This is a genomic window from Microbulbifer halophilus (genome assembly GCF_026183675.1).
Lineage (GTDB): Bacteria > Pseudomonadota > Gammaproteobacteria > Pseudomonadales > Cellvibrionaceae > Microbulbifer > Microbulbifer halophilus.
In genome coordinates, this window is record NZ_JAPIVK010000022.1 from 15,794 (window position 1) to 32,016 (window position 16,223).

Annotated in this window: 14 protein-coding genes; 13 read left to right on the forward strand and 1 reads right to left on the reverse strand. The window is 56.0% G+C overall.

Annotation, left to right across the window (positions count from 1 at the left end):
* Positions 1 to 135: 135 nt before the first annotated feature.
* Complete coding sequence (locus OQE62_RS12360; protein WP_265722353.1) at positions 136 to 1,560, reverse strand: NAD-dependent succinate-semialdehyde dehydrogenase; 1,425 nt, start codon at positions 1,558 to 1,560, stop codon at positions 136 to 138.
* A gap of 324 nt (positions 1,561 to 1,884) precedes the next feature.
* Between OQE62_RS12360 and OQE62_RS12365 the strand changes: the two genes are divergently transcribed.
* The 13 genes from OQE62_RS12365 to OQE62_RS12425 all read left to right on the forward strand — a co-directional run bounded on the left by OQE62_RS12365 (position 1,885) and on the right by OQE62_RS12425 (position 16,220).
* Positions 1,885 to 2,820 carry a LysR family transcriptional regulator gene (locus OQE62_RS12365; protein WP_265722354.1) on the forward strand — a complete coding sequence of 312 codons (936 nt, stop codon included), beginning with the start codon at positions 1,885 to 1,887 and terminating at the stop codon, positions 2,818 to 2,820.
* A gap of 136 nt (positions 2,821 to 2,956) precedes the next feature.
* Entirely contained in the window at positions 2,957 to 3,796 is an 840-nt protein-coding gene (locus tag OQE62_RS12370) for a GIY-YIG nuclease family protein (RefSeq protein ID WP_265722355.1), read from the forward strand.
* Between the two features lie 275 nt (positions 3,797 to 4,071).
* A complete protein-coding gene (locus tag OQE62_RS12375; RefSeq protein WP_265722356.1) occupies positions 4,072 to 4,578 on the forward strand; it encodes a hypothetical protein in 507 nt (168 codons plus the stop codon).
* Positions 4,579 to 4,583: 5 nt separating this feature from the next.
* Positions 4,584 to 4,787 carry a hypothetical protein gene (locus OQE62_RS12380; protein ID WP_265722357.1) on the forward strand — a complete coding sequence of 68 codons (204 nt, stop codon included), beginning with the start codon at positions 4,584 to 4,586 and terminating at the stop codon, positions 4,785 to 4,787.
* A complete protein-coding gene (locus OQE62_RS12385; protein WP_265722358.1) occupies positions 4,777 to 4,938 on the forward strand; it encodes a hypothetical protein in 162 nt (53 codons plus the stop codon). The genes OQE62_RS12380 and OQE62_RS12385 overlap by 11 nt, the downstream gene beginning before the upstream one ends.
* Before the next feature lie 94 nt (positions 4,939 to 5,032).
* The gene (locus OQE62_RS12390) at positions 5,033 to 5,914 is read left to right on the forward strand and encodes a GIY-YIG nuclease family protein (protein ID WP_265722359.1); all 882 of its coding nucleotides are present in this window, start codon (positions 5,033 to 5,035) and stop codon (positions 5,912 to 5,914) included.
* A 198-nt stretch (positions 5,915 to 6,112) separates the two neighbouring features.
* Positions 6,113 to 8,614: a type I restriction-modification system subunit M gene (locus OQE62_RS12395; protein WP_265722360.1), complete on the forward strand. Its 2,502-nt coding sequence runs from the start codon at positions 6,113 to 6,115 to the stop codon at positions 8,612 to 8,614.
* Positions 8,607 to 9,908, forward strand: coding sequence for a restriction endonuclease subunit S (locus OQE62_RS12400; protein WP_265722361.1), 1,302 nt, complete (start codon positions 8,607 to 8,609; stop codon positions 9,906 to 9,908). The genes OQE62_RS12395 and OQE62_RS12400 overlap by 8 nt, the downstream gene beginning before the upstream one ends.
* Positions 9,909 to 9,921: 13 nt before the next feature.
* A complete protein-coding gene (locus OQE62_RS12405; RefSeq protein WP_265722362.1) occupies positions 9,922 to 13,227 on the forward strand; it encodes a type I restriction endonuclease subunit R in 3,306 nt (1,101 codons plus the stop codon).
* Positions 13,224 to 13,919, forward strand: a complete 696-nt coding sequence (locus tag OQE62_RS12410) for a M48 family metallopeptidase (protein ID WP_265722363.1) — start codon at positions 13,224 to 13,226, stop codon at positions 13,917 to 13,919. Before OQE62_RS12405 ends, OQE62_RS12410 begins: the two co-directional genes overlap by 4 nt.
* Positions 13,920 to 14,165: 246 nt before the next feature.
* A complete protein-coding gene (locus OQE62_RS12415) occupies positions 14,166 to 14,753 on the forward strand; it encodes a hypothetical protein (protein WP_265722364.1) in 588 nt (195 codons plus the stop codon).
* Positions 14,754 to 14,776: 23 nt separating this feature from the next.
* Positions 14,777 to 15,115 carry a hypothetical protein gene (locus tag OQE62_RS12420; RefSeq protein ID WP_265722365.1) on the forward strand — a complete coding sequence of 113 codons (339 nt, stop codon included), beginning with the start codon at positions 14,777 to 14,779 and terminating at the stop codon, positions 15,113 to 15,115.
* Positions 15,116 to 15,944: 829 nt separating this feature from the next.
* Positions 15,945 to 16,220, forward strand: coding sequence for a hypothetical protein (locus OQE62_RS12425; RefSeq protein WP_265722366.1), 276 nt, complete (start codon positions 15,945 to 15,947; stop codon positions 16,218 to 16,220).
* The last annotated feature ends 3 nt before the right edge of the window (positions 16,221 to 16,223 follow it).

Genomic DNA, 16,223 nt, shown 5'->3' on the forward strand with positions numbered 1-16,223 from the left:
CCGGACTTGTTCCGGGATCCAGTGCCGCAGTGAGATCGGGGCCGCTCTCTGGATACCGGCCTTCGCCGGTATGACGACAGAAAGCGTAGGTTGGAGTGAGCTCCGCGAACTCCAACACCAACCCGGGCTGCCGGCTCAAACGCCGAAACAGCAATATTTGGTTTCGTAAAACTCCACCATCCCCTCGACACCGCCCTCGCGGCCGATGCCGGATTCCTTGCAGCCGCCGAAGGGCGCCACGGTGGTGGAGAAAACGCCGGCGTTGCAGGCCACCATACCGTAATCCAGCGCCTCGACAACGCGATTCGCGCGGCGGATATTTTCGCTCATCACATAGGCGGCCAGGCCGTAGGGCGTGGCATTGGCGCGGCGGATCACGTCGTCCTCGTCGGTAAACTTCTGCACCGGCGCCAGCGGCCCGAAAATCTCTTCCTGTGCAATGCGCATCTCATCGGTGACACCGGTTATCAGTGTAGGCGCAAAATAGTTTTCGCCCTCCGGCAGATAGTCGCCGCCCAGCTCCACCCTGGCGCCGGCCGCAATCGCATCCTGCACCAGGCCGTTCACCCGCTCGGCGGCACGGCGGTGGATCATGGGGCCGACGGTCACTCCTTCGTCGCAGCCGTGGCCGATTTTCAGTTCGGCTATGGCGCCGCGCAGTTTTTCCACAAAGGCATCGTGCACCGATTCGTGGACATAGATGCGGTTGGTGGACACACAGGTCTGGCCCGCGTTGCGCATCTTGGTACCGATGCAGGAGGCCACGGCGGTGTCCAGGTCGGCGTCGTCGAAGACGATAAAGGGCGCATTGCCGCCCAGCTCCATGGACATCTTCTTCACACCGCTGGCGCACTGGGCCATCAGCAGCTTGCCCACAGCGGTGGAACCGGTGAAGGTGAACTTGGCCACACGCTCGTCTTCAGTCAATACGCGTCCGACGGCCGGGGCGTCGGAAGCTACCACCATATTGAGCGTGCCCGCCGGCAGGCCGGCCTCCTCCGCCAACTGGCACAGCGCCAGCGCCGACAGCGGCGTCTCGCTGGCCGGCTTGATCACCACGGTGCAACCGGCCGCCAGCGCCGGCGCCGCCTTGCGGGTGATCATGGCATTGGGGAAATTCCACGGCGTGATGCAGGTGACCACACCCACCGGCTGGCGGATGGTGGACAGGCGCATGGCCGGATTGTGGGTGGGGATCGTCTGGCCGTAGGCGCGGCGACACTCCTCCGCATACCACTCGATATAGGAGGCGCCATAGAGGATCTCACCCCTCGCCTCCGCCAGCGGCTTGCCCTGCTCCAGGGTCAGGATGCGCGCCAGGTCGTCGGCGTTGTCCAGGATCAGCCGATGCCAGCGCCTCAACACCGACGCCCGCTCCCCCGCAGTCTTTTGTTTCCAGGCCGGGAAGGCAGCAGTGGCCGCGGCCACCGCCCGCTCCGCATCGGCAGCGGAACCGTCCGCCACCTCGGCAAGCAACTCGCCACTCGCCGGATCCTCCACCGCAATGGTGGACGTCCCGTCACACCACTCGCCGCCAATATAGTTCTGAAGCTTCAACAAATTCGGGTTTGCCAGTTGCACCGCCAACCTCCTTGCAGTTATTGGACTCAACAGCTGTTAAGGCGATTCTGGCCCCGCACAGCGACGGCGCATAGTAGTATCTCTCCAACTAAAGTTTACCGCTATCAAACTTTCCCCTAAGCTGGCACAAGCGGCCCGTGGCCACTCCCTGGGAACGCCGAGCTCCAGCTCGGCTAGCGGGCCGCAGGCCCGCCTCCCGGGAACGCGGAGCTATTTATTAGAGCGCTGAGGGCTCCAGCTCCGCCTCGCGGCCAAAGGCCGCTTCCGACCGAGTCGCAGCTGCACACAACGAGCCGAAACCTCATGAGCAACCCCAAAACCGCCCTGAGCGGCCGCCTGTCCGACATAGACCTACGCCTCCTCCGCGTCTTTCGCGAAGTCGTCCGCGCCGGCGGCCTGGCCCCCGCCGAAGTGGCACTGAACATCAGCCGCTCCACCATCAGCACCCACCTCTCCGACCTGGAAGGCCGCCTGGGCATGCAACTCTGCCTGCGCTCCCGCGGCCGCGCCGACTTCAAACTCACCCCGGAAGGCGAAGCCCTGTTCGAAGCCATCAACCAGCTGGACGGCCACCTGCAAGCCTTCAAGAGCCAGGTCAACGCCATCCAGTCCAACCTCACCGGCCAACTGCGCATCGTGCTGCCGGACGACGTCCTGGAAATCCCGCAACTGGACCTCCCCGCCACCCTGGCCAAGATCCGCGCCCAGGCCCCGCAACTGCAACTGGATATCCAACTCGCCGCTCCCCAGGAACTGGAACTGGAAATCCTCGCCGGCCGCGCCGACGTGGGCATCAACCCCCTCCACTCCCGCCGCCCGGGGCTCGACTACCGGCCGCTGTTCCAGCACCAGTCCCTCCTCTACTGCGGCCGCAGCCACCCCCTGGCCGAACAGGGGGAAATAAGTGAGGAATTACTGACCCAACAGGAACTCGCCGCCCCCAGCCACGCCGTCCTCTCCGGCGCAGCCCACCTCTACCGCCTCTTCCCCAACAGAAGCACCGCCAACCATATGGCGGCGCGACTGGCGATGCTGTTATCGGGGCAGTTTGTGGGCTTCCTGCCGGAGTACCTGGCGGGGCGCTATGTACAAAGCGGGGAGCTGGTGGTACTGCGGCCGGAACGGTTCCGGTACCGGATTCAGAATGCGGCGACGTTCAAGCGGAGTGCGGAGGGACATCCGGCGGTGGGGTTGTTTCTGGAGTCGCTGGTGATCAAAAGCGAAGACGATAGCATTTGAAACTGTACTGTCGTACAAATACCGGAAACCTCCAGGGATAGCGGTATGGCTATATTTGGATAGCCGTGGCTAAATGTCGGGATATCGACGGATATGGCCACGTCAATGAATAAATTTCTTCTAAAAATAATTCATTATGCTTACATTTTTTGATCTTTTAAGAGTTTATAAAATTGATCCAATGGAGGTGCGCCTTGTTAGGCACGGCAATAAGGAGATCAATGTTCTTGAAACTTTTTTTAATGATATTGAAAAGCTCAAAGAATATACTGCTTGGCAAAAGCCCGGAAAGTACAAGGATTCAAAGTTTCTAGCTATATTTGCTCCAGGAAGAAGCACAACATCAATATTTTTGGGGCTTTGGAAGATAAATGGAGTTACACGGAACTCAGATTTAGCACCCAAGCACTTAAACCTACTAGAAAAGCATGATTTACCGATGAGATGGCTTGAGAAGTCGGATCGCTACGACCTTTCCCTCTCTAGTGAAATGTTTCATTTGATTCAGAGACTTGTTATTGACTGGGGACCATCAACAGTAAGCTGGGTTCAGAAGAAAAATAAGGAAGTTGTAGAGATAAAAGCTAAAAATTCAATCGGTGAATTTTCATCTTATGACAACATTCGCCTCTCATATGATGATCTCAGAATTTTAATAAATGACATAGGAGCCAATTCAACTTGGTTTAATGCGCTTTCTTCTGTAAATGGCGTTTACTTGATAAAAAACAAGGAAAACGGGCAGTTATATGTAGGCTCAGCGTATGGTAAGGGTGGAATATTGGGTCGCTGGTCTTTGTATGCTAAAACGGGGCATGCTGGCAATAAGCTTCTCAAGGGCCTTGACCCAAGCCATTTTGAATTTTCTGTTCTTGAGATTTCACCGGCAACAATGTCGGCAGATGATGTTATTGCAAGAGAAAATAGATGGAAAGAGTGTCTTGGAACAAGGGATTTTGGACTTAATGATAATTAGCGGTCCATGCCAAGGTTACAGACTTCGCCAGACTTATCCGGAACGCAAAGTTAGCTCCAACAGTGTCGAAAAGGAGAAAAAGTGAATACTGATCAAGAAAAGGAAAACTTGTGCGCTAATGAACTTTCCTTGCGACGAGCAACTAGATATTGCCTTTATCATCCAACTCTAACACTCAGAACTCTAGCCTTACCGCAAAAAGACGAATAGCGCTGAGCAGCTTCGTGGTTGGAGTTATTTATTACTTGAAACCTAAATCTATATAAGGAAATTTTATGCTTGCCACCCATATGGATGCAGAAAGGCGGTACGATTTGCTGAGAAAGGCGTCTCTCCGGGCAATTGCATCGCAACTTGACTCTGCCAGAGGCCTGGAACTCAGGCTTATTGATCAGAAAGCGCTATCGAAGGCTGGAGAGTGGAGTCTATTCCCGGAAAGAAAAGTAGATTGGGAGTGGAGCAATTACCATGACTTCAGGTTAAGGTATCCCAAGAGATTTGAACTAGCCCTGTGGCACCGCTCTCAATTGGCAAGCCTATCATTAGGGCGCCCAACATATAGCGCAACGGGGCTGCGATTAGATTTCATAGAAAAGAATCCGAGAGTCGAAGATATAAAAGTATTTCAGATAACTCTTGCCGCCATGAATGTTTACGCCGATACTTTAGGTGCTACGGAGTTACGCATAATGAACCCGATAAACAATGAAGTGAAGCAATATTACGAGAGGTTCGGACTGACATACATCTCAAAGGGTGACTACCTGGTAGCCAGGATTTAAACGCTATGACCAAAAAGATATCAGACATCAAAGAGCACAAGCGGAGAAAAGGCAAATTGACTCCCGAAGAGTCTGCCAGACTGGCCAAGAAAAGGTTTTTAGACCCCAAGTATGACTCAATAGAAGAGCCTAAAGGGCTGGCATCCGGAAAGACATCCAAGTCGGGAAGATTTATTGACGACAAAGGGGAGGAAGATAATGAAAGATGACTTCAACAAGCTACCAGACATTGAAAAGCAGAAGGTTCCATCAAAATCCGAGATCGACCCTAGGATGGCAACCGCAGAGACAACAATTTCTGCTGTAAAAGCGGCAAAAAAATACAAATTGAAGGAGATCAATCTGGATATCAAAAAATAGCTCAACCACAGCCAATTACAGAGACGGTTTTCCGCTTCGGCTTCACCCCGAAGCCGGGATCGGTTTAAGCATTATTCTTCAGGAGACATCGTAGATGGGGTTTGGCCGTAAAGTAACAATATATCTGGCTGACGGCGTACCTTCGGGCATCAGACACGTTGAAATCGCAAATTGGTCGGGGCAGGCCATCGCATGCCCTAGAAGCCGCCTCAACGAGCTTCACCAGTGGCCCGAAGCCCAGCGCCCCGGGGTCTATTTTTTGCTGGAGAAGCAAACAGCGGAAACTGGCGACAAGGCGTACATTGGAGAGTCCGAAAACGTCGTCAATAGGTTGGGCCAGCAGGATAGGAAACAGGATTTCTGGAATGAAGTCATTGTTTTTACAAGCAAGGATGAAAACCTGACCAAGGCACATATCAAGTTTCTGGAATCGCGTCTCGCGGCAATCAGTATCGAGGCGGACCGCTACAAGATTGAGAACGGTAACACTCCAACGGAATCAACATTGCCGCGTGCGGATAAAGATTCCATGGAGGAGTTCATCCAGAACCTTCGCATTGCTCTGGGCACGCTCGGGCACCGGGTTTTGGAGCCGGTTAAAGCGCCAACCGCCACGGTCATCGATGAGTCCCCAAAGCTATCGCAGTTCGAGTTCTCGTTTTCGATCCGCGGATTGAATGCCCGCGGCCAGCAAACTGACGATGGCTTTGTCTTGTTTGAGGGCTCTGATATCTCTCGAAAAACCAGCAAGAGCATGCCAGGAAAGACGGCGGCAATTCGGGAGAAATGGATCGCCGATGGAACGATAGTGCCAGATGGCGACAGATTCCGGCTCACAAAAGATAGCGTTCTCAGCTCGTCTTCCTATGCGGCGGTTTTAGTCGCCGGTACGAGCAGGTCTGGCCCGCAGAGCTGGATCGACGAGCACGGCCGTTCACTGAAATCGATCGAGGAACTTCTGCTTGACGAGGCATAGAAAGCCATCCCATGACATACAACGGAATCTACCCTTCTATGCGGCCAGTGATTCGCAACCTAGACGAGGCAAAGGGCGCCAATTAGGTGTAAAATCGCAGCAGCCCGATCCGGCGCGCCTGGCCCCCTGGCAACACCAGGCCACCCGCGCCTCCGGACTCCATAAGTGGTTAAAAACAAGTATCCATCAGGACATTCCATGCCCTTAACCCTCAGTCAACTCGAAAGCCACCTGTTCAGCGCCGCCGATATCCTGCGCGGCAAGATGGACGCCTCGGAATTCAAGGAATACATCTTCGGCATGCTGTTCCTCAAGCGCTGCTCGGACGTGTTTGAAGAGCGCCGCGAGCGGGTGATTGACGAGCAAATGGCCAAAGGCAAATCCGAAGCGGATGCCACCAAGATGGCCGAGGCCAAGCACTGGTACCTGGACGCCTTCTACGTACCGGAAGATTCCCGCTGGGACTACCTGGTCAAGGAGGCCCACAAGAACGTCGGCGATGCGCTCAACACCGCCCTGGGCGGACTGGAGCAGGGCAATGCCAGCCTGCAGGATGTGCTGGAGCATATCGACTTCAACCGCAAGGTGGGCCAGAGCAAGCTGCCGGATATCAAGCTGCGCGGGCTGATCAATCATTTCAATAAGTACCGCCTGCGCGACCGGGATTTCGAGTTCCCGGATCTGCTGGGCGCCGCCTACGAATACCTGATCGGCGACTTCGCCGACTCCGCCGGCAAGAAGGGCGGCGAATTCTACACCCCGCGCGCCGTGGTGCGCATGATGGTGCGGCTGCTGAAACCGGAGCAGCACCACAAGGTCTACGACCCCTGCTGCGGCTCCGGCGGTATGCTGATTGCCGCCAAGGAGTGGATCGACGAGCACGGCGGCGAGGGTTACCGGCTGGACTGCTACGGCCAGGAGAACGCCGGCACCGTCTGGTCCATTGCCCGGATGAATATGCTGCTGCACGGCATCACCACCGCCAACCTGCAGAACGACGACACCCTGGAAAAGCCCCGCCATACCACCGGCGGCGAGTTACAGCGCTTTGACCGTATCCTTACCAACCCGCCCTTTTCCATCAACTTCGGCAGCAAGGACACGGACGAAACCGGCCAGCCGGTGTACCAGCCCCTGCACCCCGAGCGCTTCCAGTACGGCCAGGTGCCCCTGGGCAGCAAAAAGGCGGACCTGATGTTCCTGCAGCATATGCTGGCCGTGTGCGCCGAGGGCGGCATGGTGGCCACGGTACTGCCCCACGGCGTACTGTTTCGCGGCGGGGACGAGCAGAAGATTCGCAAGGGCATTATCGAAGACGACCTGCTGGAAGCGGTCATCGGCCTGCCGCCCAACCTCTTCTACGGCACCGGCATCCCCGCCTGTATTCTGGTGCTGCGCCAGCGCTCAAGCGAGGGCGCCAACCAGGTCAGCAGCAAGCACCCCAACAACCGGGGCAAGACGCTGTTTATCAACGCCGACCGGGAATACTTCGAGGGCCGGGCGCAGAACTACCTGATGCCCGAACACATCGAAAAAATCGCCGCCGTCTACGAGACCTTTGCCGAGGGGCAGGGGCGGGACATCCCCGGCTTTGCCAGCATCGTCAGTACCGAGACCCTGCGCGAGAATGACTACAACCTGAACATCCGCCGCTACGCGGACAATGCCCCGCCGCCGGAGCCCCACGACGTCCACGCCCACCTGGTGGGTGGCATTCCCGAGGCGGAAATCGAAGCCAAACTGCCCCTGTTCCAGGCCCAGGGCCTGAACCCGGACGACCTCTTCCAGCCCAAACCGAATGACCCGGGCTACCGCCTCTTTCGCGACCAGCTCAGCCAGAAAGCGGATATCAAACCCGCCATCGAACAAAACGCCGGGGTGCAAGCCCGGGAGCAGGCCCTGCGCGATGCCTTCAAGCACTGGTGGCAGAACCACAGCCAGAGCATTACCGCCCTGGCCCAGCACCGGGAATACGCCGCACTGCGCAAAGAACTGCTCAACAGCTTTAGCGAGAGCCTGAAACCCATCGGCCTGCTGGACGACTTCCAGATCAGCGGCATGATCGCCGGCTTCTGGCACCAGCAGAAGTACGACTTCCTCACCCTGATGGCCCGCGACAGCCGCGGCGTCATCGACGCCTGGCGCACGAGTATCCTCACCGCCATGGAGGACAAAAACATCAAGGACGACCCGCTGGAACACAAGCTGGTGAAGTTCCTGTTGAGCGGCTTCCTCGAAGAGCTGCAACAACTGGAAAACCGCAAGGCCGAACTGGACAGCCAGATCAAGGCCGCCGAGGAAAAACTGCCCAAAGGCGGGGATGAAGAAGACGAAGGCGACAATGAACCGCTAGGCGAGGCGGAAATCGCCGCGCTGGAAAAACAGATCAAAGCCTGGAAGAAAGCGCGCACCGCCAATGCCAAAAAACTGAAAGCCAAGCGGGCCGCCCTGCCGGAGGAACTGAACACCGGCGTGGACGCCCTGGACAAGGCCCAGGCCGCCGAACTGCTGCTCACCATCCTCCACAACGATATGCACAGCATCGTCGAGCGCTATATCAATTCCCAGCGCCAGCAGGTGGTCGCCGCCGTGGAAAACTGGTGGGATAAATACGGGGTGACGCTGACCGAGATCGAGCAGGAGCGGGAACAGGCGGCGAAGCAACTGGCTGGGTATTTGGAGGGGTTGGGGTATGTCTGAGTGGAAGGCAGTCAAAATCTCGGATGTTGCCGAGTTTTTTATTGGGGGCACCCCTTCTCGAACAACCCCTGCATTTTGGGCAGATAAGCCTGATGGCCATCCATGGATATCAATCTCTGATTTGCAGAACAAGTATATATCGGAAACTTCGGAACATATCACTGATCTTGGCGCTAAGCTTAGCAACGTTAAAGAAATACCTACAAACTCGGTGGTGATGAGCTTCAAGCTCAGTATTGGTAGGGTCGCTATTACCAGCGGAATGATGTACTGCAATGAAGCTATTGCGTTCTTCAAACCGAATGGCGAGTTAGACACTCGGTGGCTATATCACGTATTGCCTAGAGCTGTTAAGGCAGTTGTCGTCGATACAGCAGTAAAGGGAGCCACGCTAAACAAAAAGAAGATGTCGGAGATTGAGCTGAGGCTGCCAACTGTTGACGAGCAGACAACCATTGCGGATATCCTCGACACCCTGGACACCCAAATCCGCCAAACCGAGGCTATTATCGCCAAGCTGCAGCAGGTCAAGCAGGGCCTGCTGCACGACCTGCTGACGCGCGGCATCGACGCCAACGGCCAACTCCGCCCACCCCGCGACCAGGCCCCCGAACTCTATAAGGAATCGCCGCTGGGGTGGGTTCCGAGGGAGTGGGAAACATCTAAACTTTTGGATTTGCTTGCTGATGTCGAACCGGCAATGCGATCCGGTCCATTCGGTAGTGCTTTACTCAAGTCAGAATTAGTGGAGGAAGGCATTCCTTTATTGGGTATCGACAATGTGCATGTCGAAGTTTTTAGATCAGATTTTCGTCGCTTTGTTACTCCTGAAAAGTTTTCTGAACTAAAGCGATACTCCGTTCGGCCTGACGACATTATGATCACGATAATGGGTACAGTTGGGCGTTGCTGTCTTGTTCCCAAAGAAATTGGGAGTGCTTTATCTTCGAAGCACACTTGGACGATAACCTTAGATAGTAAGCGTTACAGACCCTATCTCGCTATGTTGCAGATAAACTATGCGCCTTGGGTGCTTCGACATTTTTCTGGTGATGAGCAGGGTGGGACCATGTCTGCTATTCGGTCCGATACACTTCGAAGCACCCGGTTTCCAGTGCCGCCGATTGATGAACAGCTTTTAATTGAGCAGCGCCTTAAAACCATCTCGGAGCGAATCCAGCATGAGACGCTGAAAGTTAAAAAGCTAAAACTAAAAAAATCCGGCCTAATGGACGACCTCCTATCCGGCCGCGTCCGCGTCACCTCGCTTCCCGACACCGCCAAAGCCAGCTAACAGGAGTTTGTTGATGGGCCCGGAATTACAGTACAGCGAACAGCCCCTGATCGACCAGTTGCTGGCCATGGGCTGGACCCATACCCCCGGCAGCCTGGACGATCCGGCGGCCACCGGGCGCAAGAGCTTTGCCGAGGTACTGCAAGGCGATGTGCTGCGGGCCCAGCTTAAGTGGCTTAATACCCGCACCCTGGACAATGGCGAGCAAGTGGAATGGCTGGACGAGGAACGCATCAGCAGTGCCGTATCCGCCCTCACACGCATCGCCGCGCCGGGGCTGATGGAGGCCAACCAGATTGCCACGGAATTATTGACCGAAGGCTTTGTGGTGGACGGCCTCGCGGATTGGGACGGCGGGCGCTCGCGCACGATCCACTATATCGACTGGGAAAACCCGGCCAATAACCGGTTCACCGTGATCAACCAGTTCAAGGTGCAGTGCCCGCCGGGGCACGACAGCGTCAAACAGCATGTGATTCCGGATTTGGTGCTGCTGGTCAACGGCATTCCGCTGGTGGTGATCGAATGCAAAAGCCCCACCGCCAGCTCCGCGCCGGTAAGCGAGGCCATCGACCAGTTGCGCCGCTATGGAAACCAGCGCTTTGCCCAGGGCGAGGTGAGCGATAACGAGGGCGCGCCGGCGCTGTTCAATACCAACCAGTTTCTGCTGGCCACCTGCTTTGATGACTGCCTGGTGGGCACCCTGGCCGCCGGCAGCGGCCACTACCTGCCCTGGAAAACCGTGGCGAGTATCGAAAACCCTGGTCGCACCGAGGAAGACGTGGCCGCGGCCCTGGGCGTAAAAACTCTCTCGCCCCAACAGCGCACCGTGGCGGGCATGCTGGACAAGGCCAACCTGCTGGATATTGTGCGCCACTTCACCCTGTTTATGACCAGCGGCGGTCAGACCATCAAACTGGTGTGCCGCTACCAGCAGTATCGCGGCGTGGTCAAAGCCATTCACCGCCTGAAACACGGCAAGACCCGACAGCAGGACGGCGAGTACGACCGCCGTGGCGGCATTGTCTGGCACACCCAGGGCTCCGGCAAAAGCCTGACCATGGTGTTCGCCCTGCGCCGCCTGCGCACCGACCCGACCCTGCGCCGCTTCAAGGTGGTGGTAGTCACCGACCGCAACGACCTGCAAAAGCAGCTTTCCGGCACCGCCACCCTGAGTGGCGAGGCGGTGCAAGTCGCCCAAAGCAGCCAGGCCCTGAAAAACATTCTGCGCCAGGACGGGCCGGGGCTGGTGTTCGCCATGATCCAGAAATACCGGGACGAGGCCAGCAAGCTCGGCGAGTTTGAGCAACTGAACAACAGCGAGGACATTCTGGTGATGGTGGACGAAGCCCACCGCACCCAGGCCGGCGACCTGCACGCCAACCTGCTGGCCAGCCTGCCCAACTGCGCCCGCATCGGCTTTACCGGCACGCCCATTATCATGGGCGAGAAAAAACGCACCCACGAAATCTTCGGCGAGTTTATCGACAAGTACACCATCCGCGAGGCGGAAGCCGACGGCGCCACCGTGCCCGTGCTGTACGAGGGCCGCACGGTTCAGGGCGCGGTGAAGGATGGCAGCAGCCTGGACGAATTGTTCGAAGACTTTTTTGCCGGCAAAAGCGACGACGAGCTGGAGGCCATCAAAAAGAAATACGCCACCAAGGGCAATGTGCTGGAAGCGCCCAAACTGATCGACGAAAAAGCGCGGGACATGCTGCGCCACTACGTCACCAACATCCTGCCCAACGGCTTCAAGGCCCAGGTGGTGGCCTACAGCCGCCTGGCTGCGGTGCGCTACAAAGGCGCCTTTGAAAAAGCCCGGGACGAGCTGCTGGGCGAAGCGGGCTACCTGAGCCCGGAGATCAAGGCTCTGGACGACGAAGAACTGTGCCGCAAATCCCCCAAAATGCAGGCGCTGGTGCAGGCCTGGCGTTACCGGGAGCTGATTGGCCGCTTGCAGTTTGCCACCATTATCTCCGGCGATAACAACGACGGCAGCGAGTGGGCCGAACACACCGACCGTGCCGCCCAGGACCTGGCCATTGATCGCTTCAAGAAGCCGCTGCTGCCAAAAGAGGAGGACAGCAAGGACAATAGCGATCCGCTGGCGTTTCTGATCGTCAAATCCATGCTGCTCACCGGCTTTGATGCACCCATCGAGGGCGTCATGTACCTGGACCGCTCCATTCGCGAAGCGGAGCTGTTGCAGACCATCGCCCGGGTCAACCGCACCGGCTTTGGCAAGTCGGCGGGCATCGTGGTGGACTACTACGGCGTGGCCAATCACCTGAAGGCGGCGCTGGCCGCCTACAGCGATGACGACGTGGACGGCGCCCTGCGCAGCCTGAAAGACGAAATCCCGGCCCTGCGCGACCGCCACCTGCGGGCGGTGGACGTGCTGCGCGCTCGCGGCATCGAAGACCTGAACGATATCGAAAGCTGCGTGCAGGCCCTGGACAGCGAGCGCCTGCGCCAGGAATTCGGCGTGAAGGTGAAAGCCTTTATGCAGAGCCTGGACCTGGTGCTGCCGCGCCCGGAGGCCTTGCCCTTTACCCAGGACGCCAAACAACTGGCCATGATCCATGCCGCCGCCCGGCGCCGCTACCGGGACGGCCCGGTGCTGGGCAAGGACGTGGGCGCCAAGGTACGCAAGCTGATCGACGACCATGTGATCTCCCTGGGGATAGACCCGAAGATAGCCCCGGTGAACCTCACCGACGCCAGCTTCAGCCAGCAGTTGAACCAGGTACGCGAGCAGGCCGCCGGCTACGACGCCGACCCGGACAAAGGCAAAAAAGCCGTGGCCTCGGAAATGGAGCACGCCATTCGCAGCCACGTCCGGCAAAAGCTGGATGAAGACCCGGTGTACTACGGCAAACTCAGCGAGCGCCTGAAGGAGATCCTGGAGGGCCTTGAAGGCCAGTGGGACGAGCTGATAACCGCGCTGCAATCCATCATCGACGAGGTGAACAGCGGCAGCACCCAACACGAGGAAGGCCTGCCCGATGTGCCGGAGCACTACCTGCCGTTCTACCGTATGCTGCGCGCCGCCAAATGCGGCGAGGCCCAGCCGGATATGGCGCTGGAGGCGGACCTGATCACCCTCACCGAAAGCCTGGTGGAACACATCACCCGGGAGGTGAAAACTTCCAGTTTCTGGGAGCCCCACCGCCGCCCCATGCAGGAGGCGCTGGAGCAGACCCTGTTCGAGCGCATTGTCGACAGCGAACTGCTGGACTTCAGCGACGTTCCACCACTGGTGGATAAACTGCGCGAGCTGGCAAGGGCCAACAGCTACAAGCTGGAGCAGGCATGATCGTCACCGTTGATGACCTGACCATTCCCGTCCGGGAAAGCCCCCGCCGCAAAACCCTGCAACTGACGGTGGAGCGGGACAGCTCCCTGCACCTGACGGTTCCGCCAGGGGTCAACACTGAAACGCTGGAAGCCTTTGTGCGCAGCAAACAGCCGTGGGTGTATAAAAAGCTCGCGGAAAAGGCGCTGATGCAGAAAACCATTCGCCACAAGCAGTTTGTGCAGGGCGAGGGCTTTTTATACCTGGGCCGCCACCACCGCCTGAATCTGGTGGACGACGAGCAGACACAGCCGCTTAAATTGATGAATGGCCGTTTTCACCTGCGTCGAGATGCCCTGCCCGAAGCCCGCCAGCACTTTATCCGCTGGTACAGCCAGCGCGGCAAAACCTGGCTCTGGCAGCGCGTGCAGGACTTCGCCGCCCGTCTGGAAGTGAAACCCGCCGGGCTGAAGGTTCAGGACCTGGGCTACCGCTGGGGTTCCTGCGGCAAGGGCCAGATGCTCTACTTCCACTGGAAAACCATCCTGCTGCCGGCCCGCATCGCCGAATACGTAGTGGTACACGAGCTGGTACACCTGCACGAGCCCAACCATTCCACCGAGTTCTGGCTGCGCCTGGAACGCGCCATGCCGGACTATGATGAGCGCAAACAGTGGTTGGCGGAGCATGGGATAGATGTGGAGGGGCTTTGACGCCCGGCAAAATTGGACTGTAGGAGTAGTAACCCCTCCTATTGTGTGCGGGTCGCTACGCTCGCTCCTATAGCCGCATGGAAAGGGCACATTTTGTAGCCTGCCTTTGAGCCCAGCGTTAACGGCACCGTCTACGCCTAATCCACTCCCTGCGGAATGAATTGACTATTGCATTATCCCTATATACTCTGCTCCGCCACTCAGTGCATTTTTTAATGGAAATTTATTAATAAGGAAATTCTTAAAATGCCCATATCTATCAACCAGCTTGAGGAACTGAGACCAGATTCCGGAAAGAGAATTCTGGGAGATTTGCGCGGCATCCGTTTGTACCTGCAGTCCCAGGGGCGAGATCCTGTACTTCTTATAAAGCCAAAGCAGGTGGCAAATATGCACTGGGAGTACCACTTGACGCACGACCCAAGGTCCATAGCACAAAAAGAGGGTCGGCACGCCCGGCAAAAAGTTATCACCTTGCCACAAGTGGTAGAGGATAATTTTACCCACCGTTTAAATACCGCACTGCTGGGCGGTTCCAATTACCCTGTGCTTAGCGCCGCCTCCAGTATAGTTGTTGGAACGGCATCGAGTATAGCGGGGTTGTTCTTCACTATTGGGACAACCGCACTAAGTATTGGCAATTTCAGCCAGAGAATCCTCGCTCGCGGAGGCGATGAGATATGGCAGGTAGAAGAGATCGGGAAATCAAATAATAATGGCAAGACTGTAGCCACGCACGTTCTATCCTACTTCCTGGTGGATCCGTTTAGAACGCAAAACACAAGGAAAGCGTGGCTAATCCATGAGCAACGCCAATCTATAACCCTAACCTAGCTATCGCAATAATAGGTCCAAAAATGAACGTGTTCAAACCATTAGCTAAATTTTACGTTATACTTTTTGCGGCGCTGATAATCGTCTCTTGTGGAGAGTCTGATAGCGACAGCTTGGGTGATTATGAAACGCTCTGCAAAATCTACCAGAAATTCACAAATGATAGTGAATTATCCCCTTTAGATACAGCTTTAGCTATCGACACTGCAATTAAAAATGAGCTGCCAGAGATATACATCAGCTACGAGCACCTGAGCCAATTACCGCCAGCAGAGGTCTATCCAAACCTTCAATCGCTGGCCAAACAGCAATCAGGGAAGGACTGGGAGTGCAGCGCAATGGAAACCTATTACCAACCATAGCGGTTAGAAGCAGGCCTATCCAAGAGCGACGTGCCCATCCCCCTACGCCTGCTCCCCTTCGCCGGCTTTACTCTGCTCGATATATTCACGCCGAATGAAGCAGAAAATAATGGCGCCCAGCAGTATTCCGGAGGTGAGCAAGACGGGTGAGTACTCGCTAGAGAATGTCGCTCCGTCCAGGCGCCAGCAGGCGACAAACCGCGATGAGTTTAGTAGTCTACCCCTTAAGACTAGTAAAATAATTGAGGTGTTATTAGTCGTCTCAAAATTGTTTTGACCAAAATCCACCCTCCGGACCGTCATCCCGGTACCGGATCAAGTCCGGCATGACAAAACGATCCGGGATCCAGCGGAAGTGCCCCGTCGGCCTGGATTCCGGAACAAGTCCGGAATGACGATCGCATGGAACGAATACAGGACTCGCCCGTTGTTAAAGGAATCTGGACAACTGTTAATACAATTATGAGACCCTTAATAACGACACTTCAAGATGATTCTACCAAAGTCTATGGGGTTACAATTAATACGCTGCAGGATGGAACATACTCCTCTTACGCAAATGATGAAAAAAGGCGGCAAATAGATATCTTTTATTTGCATCAATTCTTATGTTACTTGGTGCGAGCTTCTTGGTTTTGCCTGAGTTAAAACTAATGCTTGAAAATGGGTAACTATTCAGCACACTCATTCAACTTTGAAGTGCATACACTTATGCAGATTTCGCCGTCAAATAATAGAGAAAGATCCGAAAGGCATTCTTTGATTAAAAGGATCTTGAGACGACTAATATATCCATTGAGCAAACCTACTGCAAGAAACCGGGCAAATCATGACTGAGAACGACGAAACCTATGTACTTTACGATGGACATATTCTGGAAGCTATAGATCGAATCCATGTTGCGGTCGAGTACCTGGATAACTCGCTTAAAGGTCATCCTTTGATACACTCTGTTAATGAGTTTGAGAAGGAGGTAGATCGGGCCATTGAAATTCTGGCGGATCTATATCAAAAAGTTGGCATCCAGGATGGCGTAGATGATATCTCAAGGAAGTTTTCTTTATCGCCTGGGTATCAGGTTGCCTCGAAAACCGGTTCTCAATGAGAA